The organism is Sulfurospirillum diekertiae (assembly GCF_011769985.2).
GTDB classification, from domain to species: domain Bacteria; phylum Campylobacterota; class Campylobacteria; order Campylobacterales; family Sulfurospirillaceae; genus Sulfurospirillum; species Sulfurospirillum diekertiae.
Genome location: NZ_CP039734.2, coordinates 2,529,285 through 2,555,277 on the forward strand (window position 1 = coordinate 2,529,285; position 25,993 = coordinate 2,555,277).

At 34.3% G+C, this 25,993-nt stretch carries 22 protein-coding genes, 1 tRNA gene and 3 pseudogenes; 15 read left to right on the forward strand and 11 right to left on the reverse strand.

The window, feature by feature from the left end; translation table 11 throughout:
• Positions 1–7 precede the first annotated feature (7 nt).
• A tRNA-Leu gene (locus tag FA584_RS13030) sits at positions 8–92 on the forward strand.
• A 3-nt stretch (positions 93–95) separates the two neighbouring features.
• Here FA584_RS13030 and FA584_RS13035 read toward each other — a convergent pair.
• Entirely contained in the window at positions 96–1,127 is a 1,032-nt protein-coding gene (locus tag FA584_RS13035) for a tyrosine-type recombinase/integrase (protein WP_167750650.1), read from the reverse strand.
• Between the two features lie 153 nt (positions 1,128–1,280).
• On the reverse strand, positions 1,281–2,045 hold the full coding sequence (locus tag FA584_RS13040) for a hypothetical protein (protein WP_167749744.1): 765 nt from the start codon (positions 2,043–2,045) through the stop codon (positions 1,281–1,283).
• Positions 2,046–2,162: 117 nt separating this feature from the next.
• On the opposite strand from FA584_RS13040, the gene FA584_RS13045 reads away from it, so the two are divergent.
• Complete coding sequence (locus FA584_RS13045) at positions 2,163–2,876, forward strand: helix-turn-helix domain-containing protein (protein ID WP_167749745.1); 714 nt, start codon at positions 2,163–2,165, stop codon at positions 2,874–2,876.
• A gap of 41 nt (positions 2,877–2,917) precedes the next feature.
• Here FA584_RS13045 and FA584_RS13050 read toward each other — a convergent pair whose 3' ends face one another.
• Genes FA584_RS13050 through FA584_RS13060 form a run of 3 tightly spaced genes read right to left on the reverse strand, consistent with a single transcriptional unit; the run spans position 2,918 to position 5,458 of the window.
• A complete protein-coding gene (locus FA584_RS13050) occupies positions 2,918–3,121 on the reverse strand; it encodes a hypothetical protein (RefSeq protein ID WP_191342057.1) in 204 nt (67 codons plus the stop codon).
• A gap of 53 nt (positions 3,122–3,174) precedes the next feature.
• Positions 3,175–4,821: a restriction endonuclease subunit S gene (locus tag FA584_RS13055; protein WP_167749747.1), complete on the reverse strand. Its 1,647-nt coding sequence runs from the start codon at positions 4,819–4,821 to the stop codon at positions 3,175–3,177.
• Positions 4,814–5,458 (reverse strand): N-6 DNA methylase, encoded by a 645-nt coding sequence (locus tag FA584_RS13060; protein WP_167750651.1) that lies wholly within the window; start codon positions 5,456–5,458, stop codon positions 4,814–4,816. Before FA584_RS13060 ends, FA584_RS13055 begins: the two co-directional genes overlap by 8 nt.
• 85 nt (positions 5,459–5,543) lie before the next feature.
• Here FA584_RS13060 and FA584_RS13065 point away from each other — a divergent pair, with 85 nt between their 5' ends.
• The 3 genes from FA584_RS13065 to istB are packed head-to-tail and all read left to right on the forward strand — an operon-like array spanning position 5,544 to position 7,463.
• The gene (locus FA584_RS13065; RefSeq protein ID WP_167749748.1) at positions 5,544–5,936 is read left to right on the forward strand and encodes a helix-turn-helix domain-containing protein; all 393 of its coding nucleotides are present in this window, start codon (positions 5,544–5,546) and stop codon (positions 5,934–5,936) included.
• The gene (istA, locus tag FA584_RS13070; RefSeq protein ID WP_191342058.1) at positions 5,887–6,654 is read left to right on the forward strand and encodes an IS21 family transposase; all 768 of its coding nucleotides are present in this window, start codon (positions 5,887–5,889) and stop codon (positions 6,652–6,654) included. Before FA584_RS13065 ends, istA begins: the two co-directional genes overlap by 50 nt.
• Positions 6,645–7,463: an IS21-like element helper ATPase IstB gene (gene istB, locus FA584_RS13075; protein ID WP_025344704.1), complete on the forward strand. Its 819-nt coding sequence runs from the start codon at positions 6,645–6,647 to the stop codon at positions 7,461–7,463. Before istA ends, istB begins: the two co-directional genes overlap by 10 nt.
• Here the strand turns inward: istB and FA584_RS13080 are convergent.
• The 4 genes from FA584_RS13080 to FA584_RS13095 form a co-directional block, all read right to left on the reverse strand.
• Positions 7,460–7,819 (reverse strand): recombinase family protein, encoded by a 360-nt coding sequence (locus FA584_RS13080; RefSeq protein WP_167749750.1) that lies wholly within the window; start codon positions 7,817–7,819, stop codon positions 7,460–7,462. The genes istB and FA584_RS13080 overlap by 4 nt on opposite strands.
• A gap of 1,129 nt (positions 7,820–8,948) precedes the next feature.
• Positions 8,949–9,884, reverse strand: a complete 936-nt coding sequence (locus FA584_RS13085) for a YajG family lipoprotein (RefSeq protein WP_167749751.1) — start codon at positions 9,882–9,884, stop codon at positions 8,949–8,951.
• A complete protein-coding gene (locus tag FA584_RS13090) occupies positions 9,884–10,195 on the reverse strand; it encodes a hypothetical protein (protein WP_167749752.1) in 312 nt (103 codons plus the stop codon). Before FA584_RS13090 ends, FA584_RS13085 begins: the two co-directional genes overlap by 1 nt.
• A gap of 12 nt (positions 10,196–10,207) precedes the next feature.
• Positions 10,208–10,462 (reverse strand): hypothetical protein, encoded by a 255-nt coding sequence (locus FA584_RS13095; protein WP_167749336.1) that lies wholly within the window; start codon positions 10,460–10,462, stop codon positions 10,208–10,210.
• Positions 10,463–10,607: 145 nt separating this feature from the next.
• Here FA584_RS13095 and FA584_RS13100 point away from each other — a divergent pair, with 145 nt between their 5' ends.
• From FA584_RS13100 to FA584_RS13130, 8 genes and pseudogenes are all read left to right on the forward strand, one after another.
• Positions 10,608–10,838 carry a helix-turn-helix domain-containing protein gene (locus FA584_RS13100; RefSeq protein ID WP_369805717.1) on the forward strand — a complete coding sequence of 77 codons (231 nt, stop codon included), beginning with the start codon at positions 10,608–10,610 and terminating at the stop codon, positions 10,836–10,838.
• A gap of 223 nt (positions 10,839–11,061) precedes the next feature.
• Positions 11,062–11,355 carry an MBL fold metallo-hydrolase gene (locus tag FA584_RS13105; protein WP_167749753.1) on the forward strand — a complete coding sequence of 98 codons (294 nt, stop codon included), beginning with the start codon at positions 11,062–11,064 and terminating at the stop codon, positions 11,353–11,355.
• A 477-nt stretch (positions 11,356–11,832) separates the two neighbouring features.
• Positions 11,833–12,204 (forward strand): annotated as a pseudogene (locus FA584_RS14940) (hypothetical protein); the annotation flags it as partial.
• A gap of 315 nt (positions 12,205–12,519) precedes the next feature.
• Positions 12,520–13,170: pseudogene (locus FA584_RS14565) on the forward strand (HD-GYP domain-containing protein); the annotation flags it as partial.
• Between the two features lie 55 nt (positions 13,171–13,225).
• Positions 13,226–14,182: a hypothetical protein gene (locus FA584_RS13115; protein ID WP_167749754.1), complete on the forward strand. Its 957-nt coding sequence runs from the start codon at positions 13,226–13,228 to the stop codon at positions 14,180–14,182.
• Positions 14,183–14,711: 529 nt separating this feature from the next.
• A complete protein-coding gene (locus tag FA584_RS13120) occupies positions 14,712–15,149 on the forward strand; it encodes a hypothetical protein (protein WP_191342059.1) in 438 nt (145 codons plus the stop codon).
• 27 nt (positions 15,150–15,176) lie between these two features.
• On the forward strand, positions 15,177–16,766 hold the full coding sequence (locus tag FA584_RS13125) for a hypothetical protein (RefSeq protein ID WP_167749756.1): 1,590 nt from the start codon (positions 15,177–15,179) through the stop codon (positions 16,764–16,766).
• Positions 16,767–16,996: 230 nt separating this feature from the next.
• Positions 16,997–18,167, forward strand: a pseudogene (locus tag FA584_RS13130) (IS256 family transposase).
• Positions 18,168–18,448: 281 nt separating this feature from the next.
• Here FA584_RS13130 and FA584_RS13135 read toward each other — a convergent pair.
• Both FA584_RS13135 and FA584_RS13140 read right to left on the reverse strand, forming a co-directional pair.
• Entirely contained in the window at positions 18,449–19,576 is a 1,128-nt protein-coding gene (locus FA584_RS13135; protein WP_167749757.1) for a Fic family protein, read from the reverse strand.
• 105 nt (positions 19,577–19,681) lie between these two features.
• A complete protein-coding gene (locus tag FA584_RS13140; RefSeq protein WP_167749758.1) occupies positions 19,682–20,923 on the reverse strand; it encodes an ATP-binding protein in 1,242 nt (413 codons plus the stop codon).
• 764 nt (positions 20,924–21,687) lie between these two features.
• Between FA584_RS13140 and FA584_RS13145 the strand changes: the two genes are divergently transcribed.
• Together FA584_RS13145 and FA584_RS13150 are read left to right on the forward strand one after the other, a co-directional pair.
• Positions 21,688–22,911, forward strand: a complete 1,224-nt coding sequence (locus tag FA584_RS13145; protein ID WP_167749759.1) for an MdtA/MuxA family multidrug efflux RND transporter periplasmic adaptor subunit — start codon at positions 21,688–21,690, stop codon at positions 22,909–22,911.
• Positions 22,908–25,991 (forward strand): MdtB/MuxB family multidrug efflux RND transporter permease subunit, encoded by a 3,084-nt coding sequence (locus tag FA584_RS13150; protein WP_167749760.1) that lies wholly within the window; start codon positions 22,908–22,910, stop codon positions 25,989–25,991. Before FA584_RS13145 ends, FA584_RS13150 begins: the two co-directional genes overlap by 4 nt.
• The last annotated feature ends 2 nt before the right edge of the window (positions 25,992–25,993 follow it).

A 25,993-nucleotide genomic window follows, 5' to 3' on the forward strand; every position in this document is an offset into this window, starting at 1 on the left:
GTTGTGTGCGGATATGGTGAAATTGGTAGACACGCCAGACTTAGGATCTGGTGCCGAGAGGCATGGGAGTTCGAGTCTCTTTATCCGCACCACTACTACAACGTTTTAACCACTTTGGTGTCTTTTTTAGTGCCTAAAACCGAAAAATCCCTTGGAATTATATCAATCTCAGACTTGATAAACTTAGCATACTTTGTAAAAAGCATTTGCACTGAGTTATGCCCTAAAATCTTGGCAATCTGTGTTGTTTTAAATAAACCACTGTCCAACGCATTTATAGCAAATGTATGCCTTGCTTGATATAAAATCCTATGAGACATTTCGCATTTCTTTAATAAGGCATGCCAACGTTTTTGCAAGTTTGCAGGATCATTTAACCCAACAAATACCCTACTTTTAAGCCCTGTTTCTAGTTGTTGAGCATATAAATATGAGCGTAAATCATCAAATATTGGGATATCCCTAATATTGTCTGTTTTTGTACTGCTCACCTCACCTTGTGCTAGAGTCTTAGACACTTTAATAAAGCAATCATCTATATCTTTCCACTCTAATGCTATCGCCTCACCTATTCTCATGCCAGTCATAAAAAGTACCGCAAGTAAATTTTTAAACCATCCTGTTGCATTATTTATCAACAACTCAACCTCTTCACTATTAAAAGGTTGTGGCTCAAACTTGTTTAGTTTAGGTGGCTTGATGTGCTCAAAAGGATTTTTGTCTATCGCCTCATCATACAATGCTTCATCGAATATCTGCCTAAAGACTGTGGCATTTAATCGTAAGCTTTTAGGGCTCAATGATTTACTCATCCACTCTTTAAGTTCGGATACTTTGAAACTATTAATCTCTCGATCCCCGAATTGCTGAATGTGATTTTCAAATATGCTAGCATATCGACGAATAGAACTACCTTTGAGATCTTTTTGCCTCATCATCAGTTCATAGTAATATGATACTGTCTTCTTAGGAGTAAAATCATTTTCCTCAAGCTTTGGAATTAGATCTCGCTCAACTCGCTTTCTGTTTTCTCGTGTGTCTGAAAGTTTTGTGGACTTTCGCACCCTCTGCCCATTTTGATATAAACTCACCCAAATCACGTTGTTCTTCACATAAATACTTGCCATTTCGCTCCCTTATATAGCGATAAATAGCATCTTCATCGTAGATCATTTTACGTTCTGAATACTTAAAATAATGTTCACCTATTTTAAAGACACCTTTTAACCGCTCTCTTTTTAAATCTATCCCTAGTTGAGCAGATAGTAATTTTTCAGAAATCATTTTGCATTCTCGATGATTTGTTCAGCCGTCATATCTGTCTCAAAGTAGTTGTCAAAGACTACATGATAAATATTTACATCTTTTTTAGAATAATTGATAACGCGATAACCAGTGATACGTTTTGTTCGTAAAATTTCAAAAATATCAGCATTAGGTATGGTAGATTTTGGTAAGAACTCCATTAGTGGCTTCTTATGTTTTTCTAGCCATTTTTGAAAATTATTCCACGTTGCTATATCTTTGGTACGTAGTTGTTTTTTGATTTTTGCTCGATAAAAAACTGGACTTGTTTTTGCAAGCGCAGACATCGCATCTAAAAAAAGACGCTCATCTTCACTCTCATCATCTTGAGCATAACTTTGTGTATCTTGTGATGTAGAACCTCTTAGCTTACGCATATACGAACGCATTTTTGCTTGCTGTTTGGCTAGTGCCGCTTCAAGTCGTTCACGCAATACTTTTGCTTTTTTAAGGGCAGTATTTAAGTCAAATAAATCTCGAAGGACAATCGTGATAAAACGAAGCGCTTTACGATAATCCCATCCCCACATTCGTGCCCATGCAGATACAGTTTGTGAGTTGGCACGCAATTCGCCCATACGTACCTTTTTAAAGAAAAAGCCAAGGTCATGAAGTGCAGCAACGTACGAAACGATACCTTTATTGAGCTTATCGCCATTGTGATATCGACGGTCTTTTTCAACCGCCCATGAAAGTAATTCAGTACCAAAGGGGATGAAAGATATATTTTCCTTGCTCATACCATGCTCCATATTAATCATATATTGAAATATAAAACAATAAATGTTATAATAAATAAATTTATATATCATTTGTTATATTTTATAACGTTTGTTATTTGTTGTCAAGGAGAGTTCATGAAAAAATTTGATTTTCCTGAAAAAATTTTAGAAATTAGAAAGCAATCTGGTTTGAAACAATCAGACTTCGCTGAAAAATTAGGTGTATCTCAGGTTGCTATATCAAATTATGAAAAAGGTAGCCGATCAGCAGATGTAAATTTTGTATATAGATTAATCAGTGAATTTCATATTAATCCACAATGGTTTTTTTATGATATGGGAATGCCTATTGAAAAAATTTCCTTTGACAATAGCTTGTATACTGCCTATCTTTACGCAGCAGAAACAGCAAAAAAAAATGAGAAAATCGATGAATTAATTCTAATGCTCACCTCTTTTTCAGAAAATCAAAATGCATTGCATCTTGTACTTCCAAAAATAAAAAGTATCAAGGGTCAAGGTGTATTTTCCATTGCTGTGGAATCTTGGTGTGGGAAAGGTGAGAGAATGGATATTATACTGATAAAATTTTTACGATTTTTAGAGCCAATCAACCTATCATGCGCAAAAGATAATGCAAAAATCTATTTTATTCAAAAACTCAAAGAATTTGAATTTTCAATGTTTGCTATTTCAGAAAAAGACAAAAGTAATCTTGTAGAATGGGTCTCTAAAGAACTGAATGACTTAGATTGCTACATTTTACTTCTCAATATTCCAGAGATAATTGAGGAACTTAAAAAGGATATTAATGTATTTAATAAATTTAGGCTACTGTTTGAAAAATAATTAACGCAAGTTCTTATAAAATAAATACTTTTGAGAACTTGCTACTCATAAGATATCAATTGTTTCTCTTTCATCCATTCAATAGCTCTTTCCCACTTTTCTATTTCAATAGTCTTTTTTCTATCATGCCAATTATTTCTAGCTTCATTTATTAAGATTTGGCTTGAAATTTTTTGTTGCATAGATTTTAAATCTTTATACACACTATAAAGAGTAGCAACTATTTCTGCTTGAAGCGTTGTCATCGGTTTCATAAGAGAAAACATTTTCTCGATATTTTCAAACTTAAGGTATCTGTTCAAATATTTTTTATACTCATCACTTTTTTCCAAAGGTGAATAAATATACCGTCCCTTATCACCATCCATTTTTTTTCACACTTAAACCATTTGTTTCTTTTGAGTTGAAGATCAACAGATCTCAAAAGTTTTGGATCGTATGGCCCCATAGCATGTCGTTTATAATGTGAGTCAAAGTCTAAATTATTTGCAACTTCACACATAAAAAGCATTTTTTGCAGTTTCACATGACCGAAATATTTGTCTTCAAGACTATTATCTACAATGTACGCTGCTAAAACACTTCTTTGAAAAGCTTTCGAAGCTTTTGGCTGATTGTTTGGAATATCTAGAGCTGAAAACACTTCTTTAAGTACGCTTTGCATTAGTTTTTTTGTTTCTACTTTGCTATTTTGTACTTTAAATTCCAGTGCATTGCATACAGTCATAAGTTTTTCTACTTTTTCAACTATACGTTGTTGTTCTTCTAGTGGAGGAAGTGGAATAGCTGTAGATTTTACTTTTTGGAGATTTAAGTTAGGCTGAGCTCCTCCTGCTGCTAACTCTCTTATTTCCAAATAATATTTCTGAAAAAATAGTTTCAAATATTGTTTCAAATATTTTTCAAATCCATATATTACAATGGCTGCACAAGCTTGATTAATCGTTGCATCTATGGCCAACTCACTTATTTGTCCTCTAGTCTTTCCTTGTCCATACATTGCTAAAATTAATGTTTCTTTGGGATAAATTTTGCAATTTGTTTCTAACAATGCTTTTTCTGTTATGAATATTTCTGCTTGACTTATTATGGAATTTCCAGTTAATGAACTTGTAACCCAAGGTATAGTGCCATTTTTATAATAGTTAACTTGAGATTTTAAAGGTGTTGCGCCAGTTCCAACATCAGCAAGTTCATTTAATCTACACCAAATCCAGCCATCTGGAAGTTCATAAGGTATTTCATCTTCACTGATTGGTGGTAAAGGTTTTTTTGTTTTTGTTTTTCCTTCTTTTATGAGCTTCTCTTTTTCAGCTTTTATCTTATCAAGTAAAACTTTAGTACTTTCATCATTTCGATTTTGTGGGACTAGCTTACCTCTTACGGCACTGCTGAGTATTGAGCTTCTAAGTTTGCTTATAAGCTCTGATTGTGTTTGGAGTTCTTCTAAAGTTTGAGAATGTTTTTCTTGAAGCTTTTTAAAGTGTTTTATAAAGCTGTTTTGTTCTTCTATTGGTGGCAAAGTAATTTTTTGATTTAAAAACTTTTTTTCATCAAGGTATTGTCTATTTGTAGAGCCTGAACTTGAATTTTTACAGAGTTCATCAAAAAATGGCAACGATGTCATGATATAAAAAAGTTCTATATTTAATTCTTCTTCATTAACTTCGTAAGTCCAAAAATTACCCGTTATTATAGCTCCATCAACTTCATCTAGAACTATCCCAAAAGCACCATTTCTAGCATCAATTTTTGAAAGTAAAAACTGCCCTTTCTTTATAAAGAATTGTTTTTTTGTTCCAATATCTTTACCATGTTGAGAATCTCTTAAAAAAACACCTTGATGTTTTGTTTTAATTGTAACTCGTTTATAAAGGACATCATCTTCAAGTTCTATAGGTTCTTTTATCCTTGTAAGAACATCTTTGACTTGAAGCTTACGCATTCGCCAAACCTCTTATCTCTTCAAGTAGCTCTACACTCTTACTCATCGAAGCTTCAATCTTACTTATGATTTCACTTGTTGTAAGCTCTTCTTCTATTTCACTTTTATGAGGATTTTTTACATCAAGATTAAAATTATTTGCTTTGATAGTGTCTATATCCACTTTGTAAGCTTGTTCATTTTCAACCCTCTCAGTCCACCAGCTTTGCAGTTCATCAAAATCTTGTAATTTTACTGGCTTTGTTTTGGTGTATTTTTTATACCCTTGTGGAAGTGGTTGTTCGTAGTACCATATCTCTTTTGTAGGTTCACCTTTCGTAAAGAAAAGCAGATTTGTGTTTATATCAGTATATGGAGCAAATATGCCGTTTGGTAGCCGTACTATGGTGTGTAAATTACACTCTTCAAGAAGCTTTTCTTTTATTCTAGCCGTTACGCCATCACCAAAAAGTGTGCCATCAGGTAGTACTATCCCCGCTCTTCCTCTTGGTTTTAGCATTTGTATAAACAGCAGTAAAAACAGATCCGCCGTTTCTCTTGTACGAAATGTTGCTGGGAAGTTATTTTCTATGCCTGTCTCTTCTGTTCCTCCAAAAGTGTCAAACGAACTGCTAAACTGGTCAGTAGAAAATGTAATTTGAGAGTTGCATTTTGATTTAAAACCTTAAAGAACCAAGTTAAATTGGTTAAACTCCATTTTCAATTTTTTGGAAAGGAGTTGAATGTTAAAAAAAGGTGAAATTAAAATGATAAAGAAGTTTTTAGCTGAAGGGTTTAGTAAAAGTGCCATTGCTAGAAAGTTAGGTATTTCAAGAGAAACTGTAAGGCGCTATGCCAATCTTCCAGATGATTATATTCCCCATATCAATAGACCTCCTGTGATTAACAGTGTTGATCCTTATTTGCCACATATCGCCAAGATGTTAGAGACGGCAGAGCAGCAGAAAAGTGAAATACCCTTAACCGTCATTTATGAAGAGATTAAGAAGCTTGGATATGATGGAAGTCTAAGGTGGCTTCAACAAGTCATACTAAGATATGAGCTTAGAGCTCGAGCCAAATTAGATGAGCCTATTATACGCTTTGAAACCAAACCCCCAGCAGATGCAAGTTGACTGGGTAGAGTTTCCCAAGGATAATTTATCCGCCTTTGTAGCGACGATGGGTTACTCTAGAGCATCTTATGTGGAATACGTTAATAATGAGAAGATTGAGACCTTGATAGGGTGCCATATGAACGCTTTTGCCTACTTTGGTGGTGTTCCAAAAGAGTGTTTATATGACAATATGAAAACTGTCATATTGTCACGAAATGACTATGGTAAAGGTGATCATAGATTCAATCCCTTGTTTGCTGACTTTGCCAAACACTGTGGATTTAGTATCAAAGTATGCAAACCCTATCGCGCTAAAACCAAAGGAAAAGTTGAGAGATTTAACCATTATCTGCGGTATAACTTTCATAATGGATTACGAGTGAGACTCTCTATGAAACATTACACATTAACGCTTGATAATGCAAATGCGGAAGTTCTAAAATGGTTGGACAATACCGCCAATAAACGCATCCACCAAACGACATTACAGATGCCATTTGAGTTGTTAGCACAGGAGCAGTTACAGCTACTTCCTGTGCCTAAAGCCTATCAAGGAATCCACCCTAAAGCTTTGATTGAAAGTGTAGCTAAAAAATATTCCCCAATCAATTCTCACAAAGACTTGGAAAAATTATATATCCCCAATAGAGACATTCAATGTTACGATGAGTTTATACCCATGGTTGCAAACATCATCCTTCCTGTTGGATTTTATGGTGGTGCATTATGGAGTTAGATACCTCTATCGATGAGTTATGTAAAGAACTCAAGCTCTCTATCATAGGCGAAAAATATCATGATATTGCCAGTATGGCAGCTAAAGAGAATTGGCAATATACACAGTTCTTGGAGGAGGTATTACGAGTGGAAGTAGATAATAGACTAGGAAGGTCTAAAAATATGTTGACCAAACTCGCAGGATTCCCAGTTATTAAGACATTAGAGCAGTTTGATTACACTTTCTCCGTTGGCGTGAACCGTAAACAGATTGAAGAACTCTCAAGCCTAATATTTGTTAAAAAGTATGAGAACATCATCCTCTTAGGTGAAAGTGGTGTGGGTAAAACACATCTTGCTATTGCGCTAGCACTCAAAGCGGTGCAACATCGCTATAAAGTAAGATTTACCACCATAAGTGAGCTTTTAAGTAATGCAAATAGAGCCAAAAAAGAGAAAAAATATGATAGCTTCTTGAAATCTATCGCCTCTCCATCGGTACTTGTCATTGATGAGATTGGATATTTCAATATGAGCAAAGAAGAAGCCAATCACTTTTTTCAAATTATTTCTAAACGCTATGAAAAAAGCTCTACCATTTTTACTTCAAATCTTGTATTTAGTAAATGGGTTCAAGTCTTTGCAGGAGATAAAATCGTTACAACCGCTATATTAGATCGAGTGTTACATCACTCACATATCATCAATATTCAAGGAGATAGCTACCGACTTAAAGAGAAGAAACAAACAGGAGTTTTACACTCAGAAATCTATAAGTTTGAAGCTAAATCTTCAAACATAGAAGGTCAAAATCAAGAGGTGGTTTAAGTTTCAATTCGCAACTTTTTTACACTATAAACTGACCAGTTCTGCGCTTCGCTTGACATTAGGATATGAATATTGACTTTCTTGGAAATAAGTTGATTCACAATAGTGACTACATTCACCACGCTTCGTCCGATACGGCTTAATTCTGAGACGATCAAATGATCATGGGGTTGAAGGGTTATTAAAAGCTCATCGATCTTTCGATCTTCTTCACTCTTTTTGCTGCTGATTTTAACTTCCACAAACGAAACTTTTCCTAAACCCTTTTGATTTACATAGGAAAGAATAGCATGGTGTTGATTTTGGAAGTCTTGATTGTTGGTACTAACACGAATATACCCTATCGTTTGAGCCATTTTTCAACCTTTTACCTCTTTTTATAATTATACTAAAAAATATCTTAAATATTTACTTTTTATATATACTATTTAACGTAAATATATAGACTAAATAAATGAATAATATATAGTAAAAATTTTAAGTATTGAGTAAATGATTATAGGTGTAAAATATTTTATTTGTTAAAGAATTTTATTTTTGGGAATAAAATGCCTATATTATATATAGTTACGTAGGGATGTTTTACTATTTGGGAATAAAATGCACATATCCTCTAAAGAGGTAGCATCTAAAATCATTTTTGGGAATAAAACCCCTATATTATGAACGACAGTGAATAGTGCTGTATAAAGGCTTCAAAATCCTCTCTGAAAAAATTAACTGCAATGCTTGAAATCTTCTATGAATATTTTGTTACAAAAATGGCATATATATAGTCTGTTACGATAAAAAAGTTTTGTTACGAAAATAGCCTATACCTCTTATAGAGGTAGAAAAAATAATCTGCAAAATTCTATTTTTTGTTACAAAAATAGCTTATATATGAACGATAGTGAATAGTGATGTACGGAGGCTTCTCTTTTTATGTCAAAAATAACCTTTAAAAACTAACCACAATGCTACTTAAAATCTTCTATCTATATTTTGTTTCCAAAAGGTTATATATATTACTCTGTTTCCATATAAAATAAAATGTTTCCAAAAGGGCATATACCTCTAAAGAGGTGTATAAAAATTGTCAAAAATTCTTTTTTTCTGTTTCCAAAAGGGCATATATATGAACGATAGTGAATAGTGATGTACCAAATACTTTGGAGTGATAACAAAGGTACAAACTAAAGATGGCTAGCAAATCGTTAAAATATTTTTATTTTAGGAGGAATTTTTTCAAAAGAAGCTTTAGAAGAGATTTACCATACTTCTTCTTTTGAGTTATTTCGTAGTGTGTTGATTGCCTTTATAATATGGACTATATTTGGAATAGCCAGACTCATAACGAAGCTTGGCAATCGCTAGAGCAGCTACAATGAAAGATAATGTGCCAAATATGATATTAAACCATGTCATCGTTAATCCTTCCATGTTTTTATTTTATGCTTTAGAAATTATAGAACAAATTGTTCTAAATCACCAAAGAGAAATGTCTTATTCCCCTTTTTTATATTCTAGTTGTCTATCGGTATGAATCAATGTAAAGCTCTGTGCTGGGTTAGCACTGTTTTTACATGTAAAGGTCTCTTGATTCATAAAAACATTGATCGTTGTTAGATTCATAGTCTCTAAACGCATAAACAGATATTCATCCATCGTAATAGGTTTAAATTGTGTTAAGGCATTCGAAACAAAGAGTTCACCGCCATGATAGGTGCAATACTTGTGAGCTCCAGTAATACGTTCATATTTCCAAGGAAAAACAGAGCTATTTTTCTCCAAGTCGAGTAAATCCTCGAACGAAGCATACTTCGTTGAAATTTGAGCGTATTTTGAGCCTTTTAGCCATGTTTTTAAGCCAAGGCTTTGCGCTTTATCGTGTTGAATCAGATAAAAGCGTGAATAGGTCTCTTTTAGATCTCGTTTATTGCCAAGAATAGCACGTTGTTGTAACTCAACGTTATCTTTCATGGAAACGATGGAAAAACCATCATTGGGTGAGAGGCATTGGTAAAATCCTTCGTATTTTCCTAATCCTTGTTCTCGTATAGCGCTTTTATAACTCACATAATCAAGACTGAGCAGGGTTGGACGTGCATTTAAAGCTTGAATTGCTTTATCACCATAAACACTTTTTCCTTTGATGCTTTCACAATAGCCTTTAGCATCATCAAGGACTTCCATGATGTCACGAGCATCTGCCACATTCATTGCTTCATCGTAGGTTCGATACTCAATAATTGATTGATGCTCTCTTTCGGCAATCACATTGTAGTTTATTGTCTCACCACCTCGTTTGAGGGCAATGTATTCTTTTAAAGAAGTTGCTTGCTGCAAAGAGGAAGGATTAGGTTGTGAGGGTGTTGTGGCACAACCAGAAAGGAAAACTACCGTCATGATGCTTGATAAAAGAATATGTGTTCGTTTCATTACCACTGCCTTATACCGGTATCGTGCTCAAAAAAGACTTTATCAAGGTATTTACACGTATTAAATTCTGACTTTTTAGGAGTGCTTTTATACTCTGCTGTATGAAAGAAGCATCCAACAAGAAGCAATAATGAAAAAAACTTTGCAGCATCACATGTCAATGTAGCTTTCATGGTAATAACGGCTATTGCATAATCACGAAAGATCCAATAGAGTATGAAAAATCCAAACAAAACTAAACCACCAAAGAAAGCCCCAACAATGATTTTAGACAAGACCATAATGAGGTAATCACGAATCATGGAAAGCATCTTTATTCTCCTTTACAGATTTTTGTTTTTTTCAAACACAAGGTACACATTATTATTCTGGGTATAGGAGTTTATCAATCGCCATCCATCCCCGTAAAGCTCTTGTGTGGTTGATGATTTTTTAAAATCACCCGAACAGGTCATTGGACTATCTGCAAATGCACCTATCTGTCTTGCCTCAAAACGACAGGTTGTGACTGATTTTTGCCCTTCGCTTGCAAAGAGACAACCAACGACCATAATCAACGCTAAAAGAACCTTTTTCATCGATGTTCCTTATGACTAATTTATGGATAAAGGATACCGTAAAAGAGCTTATTAAACACTTATAAGTGTTTGTTGTAAATCCCGTTAATCACTACTATTTCATCAACTTATAGGTGTTTATTAAAGGTAATGTATTGTGGAAAAAATGATTGAGCGTTTTATGGATCAAATTGTTGAAAATGTGAAAGCTGAAAGAACTAAAAGAGGTATCAGCCAATTAGTATTAGCACAAATCCTTGGTCATAAATCACCCAATTATGTAGCTAAAATAGAAACACGTAAGCATGATGTCAGTTATAACCTTGAACACCTTTATAAAATTGCTTCTGAATTTGGTTTGGAAGTGATAGATTTAATCCCTCAGATAAAAAAATGATGCAGTAACCCTATAGTAAATAGAGCCAAAAGTCCTCTTGTAGTGATAAGTCAATATCTCTATATATAATCTTAAAAATAATCAAAAAATGTTACTCTTTGGAACTCTACGTAATAAATTTATCCAAAAATAGCTCAAAGTGTAAATTTCTCTGGCTCCAAAAAGAAATATATATATAGGGATTCTTTTTTATCAAAAATCTACTTTGCTCAAAAGGTCATTAATGACACTTACCATTCACAAAGGGACAAATGAAATAGGTGGAAGTTGTATAGAGCTTTCAACTCAAAGCACTACTATTTTATTCGATTATGGTACACCACTTAATTTAGAATCAACAAAACTTGATTTTAAAAATAAGAAGATTGATGCCATTGTTATTTCTCATCCACATCAAGATCATTTTGGTGAAATTACAATGGTTGAAACCTACTATTCCTATTTACTGTGGGAAGCTTTCAAAAGAGCTTATGAACGCAACAAAGCTTTTTACAGGACAAGGACTGCTTGCAAATAAATTTCATCATTTTGAAGCGTGGAAATCCTTTCAAATTGGAGATATAACCATTACTCCCTATTTGGTTGATCCTAGTGCGGCTCTTGAATATTTTACATATTATATAAAATCATAGAAAAGTTCATTTTTGTCGATAAAAATTTGAAAATTATCAGGCATATGCAAAAAATAATAAATTATACTACTTCTTTCATTCCTGTTAAATGCGAACATATTGTGGTAGGCATAATGGATTACGCAAAGTTGCAATGAATAAAGTGCAATATCAATTGTTGATGATTGCTAACTCTTGTAGTTTTATGTATAATACTTCTGATAATATTTATATTATAATAATTTGCAATTGAAAGATATACTTTGGAAAAAAGTTTTGTAACACCAAATGCTATATTATCTATAAAAATAAGAATTCTTATTTATCTCATATCACTATCTCCACTGTTTTTTTTTCAAAACTATTTTATTAATGTTTGCCCTTTGTTAGATAATCTCCCAAGAGAAGAACTTTTATTAAATTTATTTATACTTTTTTGTATCCATATTGTTATACGCAAATTTTTGTATAGCTATTTTAAAAAACCATTTGGATCATTAACACTTCCCAGACATATGTACTATTTATCTATTATTTCATGGGTTGTAGTAGGGATAACTGCTTTTTTCTTTCATCAATTTAAGTATCCAGATTTTCCATGGATCAGTCATGCTAAATTATTAAGTGGTTATTGGATTTTAGGGGCTGGCGTTTTGGCTCAGTTAGAATATTCTATTTTTGAAAAAACATATAAAACAATTGCTACGGATGCTCATTACTATGTATTTAATGAAAAAATTTCATACCGAGTTATCGAGAGTTTTTTCATCTTAACGATTGCTCCAGCATTGACATTATTGCTAGTATTAACACGTTATCAGGGAGAAAATACTTCAAGTGAACATATGATACAAGAGCTTACTTATCTAATAGCCCTTTTTGTCTCCGTTGCTCTGGTGTGCGCTAAAATTTTTGGTGATATGCTTAAAAAAGATACTCATACTATTTTACAATCAATTCAAAAAATTCAAAAAGGCACATACATTGTAGATATTGAGGTTCATAGAGCAGATGAATTAGGTGAAATTTCCTCAGCCATCCAAGCAATGGGAGCCGAAATAGACCAAGGCATTGGGAAGGTCAATACTTTAAATAAAGAAATTGTTACTACACAAAAAGAAATTGTCTATACTATGGGTGAAATTGCCGAAACACGTAGTAAAGAAACCGGCAATCATGTTAAGCGAGTTGCATTATATAGTAAACTCTTAGCCTTATTTTATGGACTTAGTGAAGAAGAAGCTGAATTACTCAAACTGGCAAGTCCTATGCATGATATTGGGAAAATAGCTATCCCCGATCATATTCTAAATAAACCAGGAAAACATACCAGTGACGAGTTCAAAGTAATGCAAACTCACGCACAAATTGGTTATGAAATCCTAAAAAACTCAAATAGACCTATTTTAAAAACAGCAGCTATTGTGGCAGCACAGCATCATGAAAAATGGAATGGGAGTGGATACCCAAATGGTTTAAGCGGTGATAATATTCATATTTACGGAAGAATTACTGCTGTTGCAGATGTCTTTGATGCACTAGGAAGTGATAGAATTTATAAACAAGCATGGGGTGATGAAAGCATATTTGCCCTATTAAAAGAAGAAAGCGGTAAGCATTTTGACCCAAAGCTAATAGAGATCTTTTTTAACCATTTAAATGAATTTCTATCTATTAGAAATTCCTTAAAAGATTGTATGAATCATCACAATTCCATATAAAAAGGCTTTATCCTATGATGTTTTTCAAAAAATATAAGGTACCACAGGTGTATCAATGAATATTTTTAAATTTTTGTTATGTTTATGCCTGTGCACCTCAATATCATTTGGTTCAATCTTTAATTTTTCAAAAGACAGCCAATATGTTACGTTGAAAGAATTAAAAAAAAATGGTCCATCAGCTATAGAAATTTATGTGTCGCTACTCAAGCTTGAGATTATGAGAGCCGCACAAAAAAAGCATAAAAAAGAAACATTTGCATTAGCTTTAAAATTAAATCATGAAATAAAACAAGTACTAGAGGAAGAATTAACACCTAATATCACTCAAGAAACATTAGATCAACTCAAAAATGAATGGAAAATTTCTGCTTCCAAAGACCAGAAATTGTTGGCAAAGACATTGTTTCGATCTAACAATGCTAGCTTGTTTCATGCTCCTAAGAATAAAAAAGATATTTTTTGGATAGCGGATTATATGAAATTTCCAATTTATGATATCGCACGGAGTTCTCAATTTTCAGCAGAAACCAAGCAAAAACAATTCATGTCTAGTCCGGTTCTAAGTTATAATAATATACTGCAAGATCGTAAGGAGCAGACAGAAAACGCTCTTTTAGCTAAATATAACACCAATTTTACAACATTAAGCCAAATTGCGACTGTAATGTACAATAGAAATTCTTTTATGGATGAATTTTTTGTAATGTATTTATCATTTTTATATACGGTGGTTAATCAATTCCCCATTTTTTTATCTATTATCATAATATTATGGTTAACCCCATTGGTAAATAAATTAAATGGATCAGGTGATACAACAGTGGCGATAAAGTTCAATAGATTTATCATAAATATGTTATTCGCAATACTCGGACTAATTGTGATAATTTTTTCTTTGATGGCTTTAGGCGATATTTATGAGAGTTCTTGTCACTATATTTGTAGGAATTATCTTAGCCCCATTACTATTATTTTCTTTTTTATTTGGATTAAGTTTTTCAACAGATAGTTTTATCTTTTTTGAAGATTCTTCTATTGGCGTTATTATCACAGAAATAATTCGATATAAATTAATTGAAATGGGACTTGATATTGAGCTAAATCATGAGCTTTTGTGGTTTTGTATTAAGCTTTTCGTGCTTCTTGTAACATCTAATAAAATATACTTTGCAATTTCGATGATTGCTAATTATTTTAGTGGAATAAGAAGATATAAACATTTTTTTGCTACAGGTGGGGTCTTTTCACTCTTTATTATTATGTATATATCTGATTCCAAACATCTCGTTGCGTTATTTGAAATCTGTAAAAGGTATTTTGTATGAGTCTCATTTTTCTCTATTTAGGTGTAGTATTTTATATTTTTATATTTGATGTCGAAATTGAATACCTCTTTTTTGTATACATATTTGACAGCCTTGGTTATTTCTCCTTTAAAAAATATCAAAGTGAGCAATTTTAACTTCAAAGAGATAGAAAGTCATTTTCTACACATTTTGCTATTCAGTGCACTTTTTTTATTTTTATATGGATTTCAAATGTTGTATTATGAGAACTTCCAGATCAATCGACTTTTATTTCATTTTAACTCTGATATCGTGCCGGATATTTTGGAAAATACAATTTCTTTTTATAAAGAATGGACTCCAAAACTTTTTGATAATTCATTGATTGACCTTATCTGTACTGTTATTTTCAATCTTTTTTTGATAGTTATAAAAATAATAGGATTAGTTATTGCTATTCCTATTGTTGTGTGTTCAATCATATACATGATTTTTATTGGAGGGTTTATAGCATTAATTAATTCTATAATTGCTGTTATTATTATTGCCTTAATGCTCTACCCAATTATTTTTGCTAATAAAAACATTATGAATATTGTTGATAAAGACGAGTTGAAATATGGACAGTTTTTGAAAAATTATATTGAAATTAGTAAAATTATCTTATTTTTTATCTTTGTTGCTATATAAAAATTTATTTTGGTGGAAAGGGTTTGCATGGAACATCCAAACTTATTACAATCGATTGTTGTTAAAGAAAATTTTACTCCAGATAAGTTTTTATTTATTAATCCATCTTTGTTTACAAAAGAAAAAGACCAAAAAATGCTTATGAAAAGCATCAGTAGCCTTGATCATGTTGGCTGGGAAGATGTGGTTTTATTCATTACAGCAAATAGTAGTTCAAAAAATGTTTCTGTTATTTTAACTGAAGAAGGAATACACACAAGCAATGGCGGGTTTTTAGCATTTTCAGAGATTGAAAGTGTAAGATCTTCATGGTTTTTTAAAACTATAACTTTTAATGGTAAAACTTACAGTTTACAACAACTTAGTGCCTCCAATGTAGTACTCTTAGCTTCCATTATTAAAAAATATATTGATGCAAAATCTTCAGCCCTTGATATTAATATAGACCAACAAGAACTTATCAATAAAGCGAAGGAGTTTAATCAGCATAAAATGCCATTATGGAAAATCCTATTGTTTTTGATGATTTTTGTTCCAATAGGAATGGGGATTTTTGGTGTAATTAAAGATAAATACCATCAAGAAGAGTTAGCTAATGAACGAATACAAAAAGAACAAGCTATCAAAAAACAAAAAATAGACATACTTGAAAAAAAGCTTGAAGCATCTGTTGAAATGCAAACCTTACTTGAATACAAACAGCTTAAAACACTTTCAACATTATACTGGATTATTGATGAAGATAGTGAACTTAAAAAAAGTATTGACATATACAAAGCCAAACAAGACTTCACGCATGAGGAGGATAATACCTTTTTCTTTGGACTTTTTGGTAAAAAAATTAATCGCCCTATACCAAAATATGGATATATCTTTGTTTACGATGATAAGATGATTTATAACAAGAATACGTATGCGGTCAAAAAAGAAGAATTACAAAACTTTGCGAACATTGTTTTTGATCACACCAAGCAAGTTAGTCTTTCAAAGTTTTTAGATTCTACCTCTGTTAACATTACTAAATTGGAAAAAGAAATTCACAAAGTGCCTGAGAGCAATTCCAATGAATTTAAACAAATTTATGCTTCTTCATCGTATCTAGGGTTGATTCAAAGTATTAAAGATCGCATAGAAAAAAACTTTATAGAACGTTTTATATCCTCACTCAATTCTACGGATATTTTGTGCATAGCGGCAGTATTATTTCTTCTATTTTCATGGAGATCTGAGGTTAGAAAAATAAGATCAAATCCTTTAGGGTATATTGCAAATATGTTTAATCCTTTTTCATCAAGGAGTGCTAAACCTACCGCCAATTCTTCTAATTATCAAGAAAAGAAAGAAGCTCCTAAACAAGAAACAGTTACTAAAGAAGAATCCGCTGTAAAAGATAGGGAAGCTAATTTTAAATGCCACAAAGATTATGGATATGATTATTTTTATGTTGATTGGGATAAAAAAGAGTGGTATTCTCACAATAGCTGGAGCGGTCATTGCAATGATTATGAGGGGAAATTTTCAAGTGAAGCTGATCTTAAGGTGAAAATTGCAAAATACATGAGCAAAATCGACGAATTTTTCTTTGAAAATCCTGGAAAATGGAATTGTAAACTATAAGTTAGTCAATTATCATAATTTAAAAGAATTCTAGAGTATGTACCACTACTAGATAATTAAACGATAAAGTCATCTTTGGTGATGGTAAACTCATTTTTTCATAACACTGAGCCGTAAAAACTAATAAAATATTTAGGTCACTTAGATTTGTTTTGTTTATAGCTCTACTCTTATATAGGGAGCGTTAGAAATTCCGTGTCAACTTGGTAAAATAATATCAAGGATTGACAATGGAAGAACAAATCGGGTTTGATTTCAATGAGATATTGGAACAATACAGAAGAGGTAAGAGACTTACAGGCAAAGATGGGCTTTTGGCTCCACTTATTAAACAACTCACAGAAGCAGCACTTGAGGCAGAGGTTGAATCACATATTGCCAATGATGTTTTAAGTGGTAATCGCAATCGAAAAAATAGTGTCAATAAAAAGACCATTAAAGGGACAAGTGACGGATCATTTGAGCTTGAAACTCCAAGAGATCGAAATGGTACATTTGAACCCCAAATAGTTAAAAAACATCAAACAACTATTTCAGATGAGATCGAAGAAAAAATACTTTCAATGTATGGTCTTGGAATGAGCTATACAGATATATCATCTCACATTGAATATTTATCAGGTGTCAATTTCAACAGCAACCATCAGTGCCATTACCGATAAAATCATTGACAAAGTGAAATAATGGCAAGCTCGTCCACTAGATAGTATGTATCCCTTTGTGTGGCTTGATGCCATACACTATAAAATCAAAGATGGTGGGAAACATATCTCTAAAGCAGTTTATAACATCCTAGGTGTTGGGATGGATGGCAAAAAGGAGATACTTGGACTCTATCTATCAGAAAACGAAGGAGCCAATTTTTGGCTCTCTGTATTGACTGATTTGAACAACCGAGGTCTTAAAGATATACTCATCGCTTCAGTTGATGGATTAAAAGGCTTCCCAGAAGCCATTAAAACCATTTTTCCAAAAACAGAAGTGCAACTGTGTATTATCCATCAAATACGCAATTCAATGCGTTATGTAGCTTCTAAAAACCATAAAGAATTTATGAAAGATCTTAAATGTATTTATCAAGCGACAACCAAAGAATTAGCAGAAGATGAACTTGTAAAATTAGATGAAAAATGGGGTAAAAAATATCCTATCGTGATTCAATCTTGGCAGAATAAGTGGGAAAATTTATCGGTTTATTTTAAATACCCTCCTGAGATTCGAAAAGTCATATACACCACCAATATCATTGAATCTGTACATCGCCAATTTCGCAAACTCACCAAAACAAAAGATGCTTTTCCTAATGAAAATTCACTTTTGAAATTACTCTATATGGGTATTAAAAATGCTGAGAAAAAATGGACTATGCCTGTGTGGAATTGGAGTTTAACCCTTTTCTAACTGGCTATATTCTTTGAGGGTAGATTGGATAATGAACTTAAAATTTAAGTTTGGCTGTGATAGGATTTCTCCTATCAGATTTTATGTTGACACGAAATATTTAACGGTCTCCTTATATAAAAATATTTTGCAAATTTTTTAGTCCATATTTTTATATCATCATCTTTTTTGCCTCCATCTGTCCATTTCAAGCTTCTAATGTTCACAGCCCTGCTTATATATAAAGTATACACATTGTATATATACTTTAACTCATAAGTGGGGAAATACGAAAAGATACTTTACAAAACGATTCTATAACCTACATTTCTCCCAGCAGTTCCTTCAATCTGCTCGATACACCCAAACTCCAATAAATCTACAATATCTCGTGATGCTGTTGTTGAAGCAGTATCGGTAATACTCATGTATTTCTTCTTACTCAAATTCCCTTTGAAATTCTCTATGCCTATATCTAAAATAAAGTTTAACACTTTGATCTGTCTAGCATTAAGTGGTTGATCTCTATGTTTATCCCAAAATTTCGTTTTAAAAACAATATGATTAAGCCTGCCTTTTGCATCAAGGAGTGCTTGATAAAGCGTATTTAAAAACCATTCACACCAAAAAGTAATATCAAGATGATTATCCACCTTTTTAATATACCCAGTTGTGTATTCAAGTGCAGAATAGTAAGCTTTTTTATTCTCATTAATGGCACTTGACATAGAGTAGAGTCTTGAGATTTTAGAGTTTTCAATATTGGATAACACTAAATCAGTAATAGCCCTTGTGATTCTTCCATTACCATCATCAAAGGGATGAATAATAACAAACCATAGATGAGCAATACTGGCTTTGATAAGGCTTGGTTTTTCAGTATTAAACCATTCTAAAAAGCGTTGCATCTCTTTGTCTAAAGCTTGCCGTGGTGGTGCTTCATAATAGACAACTTCTCGTCCAATTGCACCACCTACAATTAGCATGGTCTCTTCACCCCTAAAGGTCGCTGTATTAATCTTACGTAATCCACTATATCCTTTAGGAAACAGTGCATTATGCCAGCCAAAGAGTCTCTCCAATGTTAAATCTTTATCATAGTTCGTATTGGCATCAATCAGAATTGCAACGAGATTATCTGTTGAATCAATAATCTTCTTATCATCGATCTCTTTCAATCCAAATTTCTTAGCAATAGAAGCTTTGACACTATCACGATTAAGTATTTCTCCTTCGATGGCAGCAGTACTTAGTGTTTCATTTAGCAAAGCATCACATTGTCTTTGAAGAATGGTATCTTTACTCATTGTTTGCGTAAGAGCAAGAAGATAGCCTTGCTCCATAGAGATCTTTTGAAGTAACTGTTCTAGCCTCTCAAAATTGTAAGTAAAATGTGGATAATTATTGTATTGCCAAATCCATCGTTTCATAGTTGTATTCCAAAGTGGTTTGATTAGATGGTATAATCATACCATAAATGGTTCGATTATTTATATTTAATCGTTTCCTTATAAACCTCTTTTTTTTCATATTAACTAATATAAAAATCCAAAGAGCCATAATGGGATTTTGTACCCAATGCCTATTTCTAAATCATCACTCACAACATAAGAATCAGGGGTGTCTTTAATTTGACTAAAACCCTTCTTTTTACCACCCACTTCAAATGTATATTTCTCCTCACAGTAAAAATCTCCACTTTTACCAGCAAAGATACCATCATCACTAAGGCTTCGTTTGATTTTATAATAATTGTCTACTTGATTTACAAAGAAAGTTTCTCTCAAATTCCCAATATCTGGCTCTTTCGTGTACATTAAATTTGGATTGGCTAGATAAATCTTTTCTGGTTTATCAATAGACTTCATGGCTAAAGCGTTTCGCATCAAAAGCTTAATAAGCCCTGCGTCATCTAGTTTTGAAAGATACTCTTTTAATGTTCTATCATCGGTGATATCTGCTGCTTTTTTCATATCACTCATATTGGGTTCAAACGGTACGCTTTTGATAATAATAGAAAGTAAGGTTTTGATTTTTTTAATACTAGTGCCATTGAGTTTTGGATAGACATAGAGTAGGTCACTCTCAATGGAGACATTGATATTCTGTTGAAGTGTTTGTAAGAAAAGCGTTGTATTGGGCATTGATAAATAGTAAGGATAATAACCGTATTTGAGATAATTTTTAAACAAAGGGATAATCTTATGCTCTTTTTGTTCAATCTGTTTTTTAATCTCTGTTGCTAACTCTACATGCTTTTCTAAAACATCTTGTAACCTATATGGGCTAAATTCAAAACCATAGTGCAATTCTAAAAATTCTCGAAAGCTCATTCCCACCATTGTATAGACGATAGCTCGTCTGCTGAGATCATGGCTACCTTGATTGATTTGTAAAGCCGAACTTCCTGTAGCAATAATTTTAAGTTCACCAAAACGGTCATAAATATTTTTAAGCTCTGCTGACCAAGAGTTATATTTGTGAATCTCATCAAAGCATAGTAGCTTTCCACCATTTAAAACAAACTCTTCTGCAATCTCTGTCATGCTAAATTGGGCGGTGTTTTGAATATCATCGAGGTTAACATACAAAGCTTCATGCTCTTTATAATACAAGCTCATATATTGTGCTATGGTCGTTGTTTTACCAATACCTCTTGCTCCAACAATAATAGAAAGCCTATGTTCTAATGGCTGTGTTGTTAAAAAATAACGCTTATATACTTGGTTATTGAGTGCTATAAATTCACGACTTTTAATAAATAGTTCTTCTAACATAACTTATCCTCATGTTTTATAAAACAATTATACATCAAATTTATATGTAACACAATACATATAAATAACTTCTAAATTATCTCTCTCTCTTTTTCTTCCAACAACCATCGCAATAATAATTACGATAATTTCATTTTTTCATTTAGTTAAGATAGAGAGATATTTATTTATAAATATCTTCTTATTAAGTTTAGTATAGTTTATAAGAGAATAGGTGCTAACCCACTGCTTACTTACTGCTAACAATCTTATAAGCATCTATTTTAAGGGCTTTTCTTCACTGCTTACATGATGTCAACACACTGCTATAAAATTTATGTGTGTTTCTTTGTCTATGTTTTTGAGGTTAAAAAATTAAATTTATGAGGTATAAAAAGATAGAGATTTTAGTGCCTAAATGGTGCCTTTTTAGTGTATTTTAATAGACGCTAATGATGATGAAGATGCCTATTTTAGGACATTAACGGTTACTAAAAAGAATTCGAGTCTCTTTATCCGCACCATCCCTTTATTAGGGGCTTTCAAACAAATTAAAATCTTCAAATTTTTTTACTCGTTAGCCATAAATTACTAAAATAATTAAATATCCGTGTATGTTAAAAAGCTTATATGCCTAGAAATAAACTTCATTTAACATTAGATGCCTCATTCCATTAAAGTTAGTTAACATTTCATTGATATAATACCGTCACAGATACCAAACCTTTATTTTCGTTTGGCAAAAGCGTGTCAAAGACTCTTTATTTTACAAAAAGGTCAATTTTATGTCATTTTCCACTCCTTCAGAAACCATCAAAAATCAAAAATCATCTCTCAAAAAATGGGCTCTCGTCCTCATCATAGGCACTCTTATTGGCATAGCAAGTTATTTTACTGTTTTTAAAAGTCAACCTAGCACAAGCAATGATCCTAGAAAAGCCTTTGCTACACGAGCGATGTCCGTTTCAACGGCTCCTGTTCAGCAAGGTGCTATTAAAATCTTTTTTCAGGGTCTTGGAACCGTCATTCCTTTGTCCAATGTCGTTGTTAAAAGTCGTGTGGATGGGCAATTAATGGATATTTTATTCACCGAAGGACAAATGGTTAAACAAGGCGATGTTCTTGCAAAAATTGATGCAAGAAGCTTTGAAGTACAGCTCAAACAAGCGCAAGGGCAACTGTTGAAAGACCAAGCGCTCCTTGAAAATGCACTGATTGATTTAAAGCGTTATGAAGTGCTTTTGCAGCAAGATTCTATCTCCAAGCAAGTTTTAGACACCCAAACAGCCCTCGTGCATCAATACCAAGGGACGATAAAAGTAGACGAAGCCTCCATCGACAGCGCTAAACTGCAACTAGACTACAGCACGATTACAGCACCTACGAGCGGACGAATAGGTCTTCGCTTGGTCGATAAAGGCAATATGATCCACGCCTCCGATACCACAGGCTTAGCGGTGATTGCGCAAATCAATCCGATTTCAGCCACCTTTACCTTACCCGAAGACAAAGTTCCTGCCATCACCCAAGCTTTACACGACACGAAAACACTTGAAGTTGAAGCGTACGATCGAAGTGACTCCATACTCATCGCCAAAGGGCACCTTGCCAGTATGGACAATCAAATCGATACCGCAACAGGCACACTCAAATTCAAAGCAGAATTTGATAACACTGAGAACAAGCTCTTCCCCAATCAATTTGTTAACATTCATCTTTTAGTTACAACGAAGCAAAATGCACTGTATGTTCCCAGTGCAGCCATACAACACGGCTCGCAAGGTAATTTTGTTTACCGTGTCAAAGAAGATCAAACGGTGAGTGTGCAACAGGTTAAAATAAGCTCTACCCAAAATGGCAATTCGATCATTGAAGAGGGCTTAAACCTGAGCGACATCGTTGTAGTCGATGGTGTGGATAAATTGCGTGAAGGAAGCAAAGTTGACATGAACGCCACGAAAGAAACGCCTTCAAAAGCTTCTCGTACTAAAAACGATACGCAAAAATGAACCCTTCTCGCATCTTTATTTTAAGGCCTATCGCAACATCGTTGGTGATGCTTGCTCTCTTATTAGCAGGCAGTATCGGCTATCGCATGCTCTCATTATCGGCATTGCCTGAAGTTGATTACCCGACCATTCAAGTCGTCACGCTTTACCCAGGGGCGAGTCCTGATGTCATCACCTCTTCGATTACGGCTCCATTAGAGAGACAATTTGGGCAAATGCCAGGACTCAATCAAATGTTATCCACCAGTTCGGGCGGGTCTTCTATTATTACGTTGCAGTTTGATCTCAAATTGGCCTTAGACGTTGCCGAACAAGAGGTTCAAGCGGCCATCAATGCCGCTACATCTATGTTGCCAACCGATCTGCCCACGCCTCCTATTTACAACAAAGTCAATCCTGCGGATACGCCCATTTTAACCCTTGCCGTGACTTCTAAAACCATGCCACTGCCTGTGGTACAAAATTTGGTCGATACGCGTATTGCTCAAAAAATTTCACAATTAAGCGGTGTGGGGTTAGTCAGTTTAAGTGGAGGACAAAAACCCGCTGTTCGTATCCAAGTTAACCCCAAAGCGTTATCCTCTTATGGCATCTCTTTGGAGACGCTACGAACCATCGTCACTAGTGCTAATGTCAACCAAGCTAAAGGCGGATTTGACGGTCCTAAAAACGCCTCGACCATCGATGCTAATGATCAACTGAAATCTGCCAAAGAGTATGAAAATATTATTATCGCCTACACAAACGGCAGAGCTATTCGCCTTACCGACGTTGCAACCGTCATTGATGACGCTGAAAATGTACGTTTGGCGGCATGGAAAAATACCACACCTGCTATTTTGATCAATATTCAACGCCAACCTGGCTCCAACGTGATCGAAGTCGTCGATCGTGTCAAAAAACTTCTCCCTCAACTGCAAGAATCCTTACCCAATGCGGTGGAAGTTTCACTGCTCACGGACCGTACGACAACCATTCGTGCTTCGGTTCAAGATGTCAAACAGGAGCTCATCTTAGCGGTTATTTTGGTGGTGATGGTCATCTTTGTTTTTTTACGCAATATCCCTGCGACGTTAATTCCAAGCGTTGCCGTACCCCTTTCATTGGTCGGAACATTTGGGGCAATGTACCTTTTGGGCTTTAGCTTGAACAATTTAACGCTGATGGCGCTGACGATTGCCACAGGATTTGTTGTCGATGATGCTATTGTCATGATTGAAAATATCGCACGGTACATTGAAGAGGGAGAAAATCCCTTGGATGCAGCGCTCAAAGGCTCGAAACAGATTGGATTTACCATCATCTCTTTAACCATCTCACTTTTGGCGGTTTTAATTCCACTTGTTTTTATGCAAGATGTCGTTGGAAGACTGTTTCGTGAATTTGCCATCACCTTGGCTGTTGCTATTTTGATTTCAGCATTTATTTCCTTAACATTGACACCGATGATGAGCGCTAAATTGTTGGGTAAAAAACCGATGAATGAGCAGGGTAAATTTTACCGTTACAGTGGCGCTATCATTGATGCGATGATTCAAGGCTATGCCAAGATGCTCACATGGGTTCTTGATCGTCAAAAAATGATACTCACCATTGCTGTGTTAACCATGTTTTTAAATGCCTTGTTGTACGTGTACATTCCCAAAGGATTTTTTCCCGTCCAAGATACGGGTGCTATTCAAGGGATCACCGAAGCACCACAAGCCATTTCCTTTAGCGCTATGGCACAAAAACAGTGTGAGCTTGCCGATAAAATCTTAGAAAATCCCGATATCGAGAGTATTTCCTCTTTTATCGGCGTTGATGGTGTGAATACCACACTCAATAGTGGACGCATTCTCATCAACCTTAAGCCCCATGATCAACGTCAACACAATGCGCAAGAGATCATTCAAGCACTTCAAACGAAGCTTCATGATGTAGAGGGCATTACGCTTTACATGCAACCCATTCAAGACTTGAGCCTTGAAGATAGGGTGAGTCGAACTCAATACCAATTTACCTTAGAGAGTGCCAATGCCAAAGACCTTGAGACATGGACACCCAAAATTATCGAAGCGCTCCATCAGCTTCCACAATTAAGAGATGTTGCAAGCGATCAACAAGATCAAGGACTTCAAATCTACGTCGATATTGACCGCTCGACCGCAAGTCGTTTGGGCATTAGTGTTGCGACCATCGATGCGGCACTCTACAATGCGTTCGGACAACGTTTAATCTCAACCATTTACACACAAACCAGCCAATATCGCGTTATTTTGGAAGTAGAACCTCGGTATCAAATGGGACCTGGTGCGCTTGAAAACCTTTACGTCACGAGTAGCACGGGGGTGAGCATTCCACTCAGTGCTATCGCCCATACCAGCGAGCGCCAAACGCCTTTAGTCATCAATCATCTGGATCAATTTCCGACCACAACCATTTCATTTAACCTTGCACCCAACGCCTCTTTGGGCGATGCAACAGAGGCGATCCAACATCAAAAAGATACGCTTGGGTTACCCCCTAGTATGGAATTACGCTTTCAAGGAGCGGCGGCGGCATTTCAAAAATCACTGACCAATACGTTACTTCTTATTCTTGCAGCCATTGTGACTATGTATATTGTTTTAGGTGTTCTATACGAAAGTTATATCCATCCTCTTACCATTCTTTCAACACTTCCTTCTGCGGGGGTGGGAGCTCTTTTGATGCTCTTATTTACCAAAAATGATCTGGACATTATCGCCATTATTGGTATTATTTTATTAATTGGTATCGTTAAAAAGAATGCCATTATGATGATTGATTTTGCCCTTGAAGCAGAACGTCATCAAGGACAATCACCACGAAATGCCATCTATCAAGCCTGTTTATTGCGTTTTCGTCCTATTTTAATGACCACCTTAGCCGCACTTTTTTCAGCGATTCCCTTGATGGTCGGAACAGGCGTTGGCTCTGAATTAAGACATCCATTAGGGCTTGTAATGGTGGGAGGATTGCTCGTAAGCCAAGTGTTAACCCTGTTCACGACACCCGTCATTTATCTCTTTTTTGATCGTTTGGCTACGCGATTCAAATCTTTACATGTAAAGCATTAGCC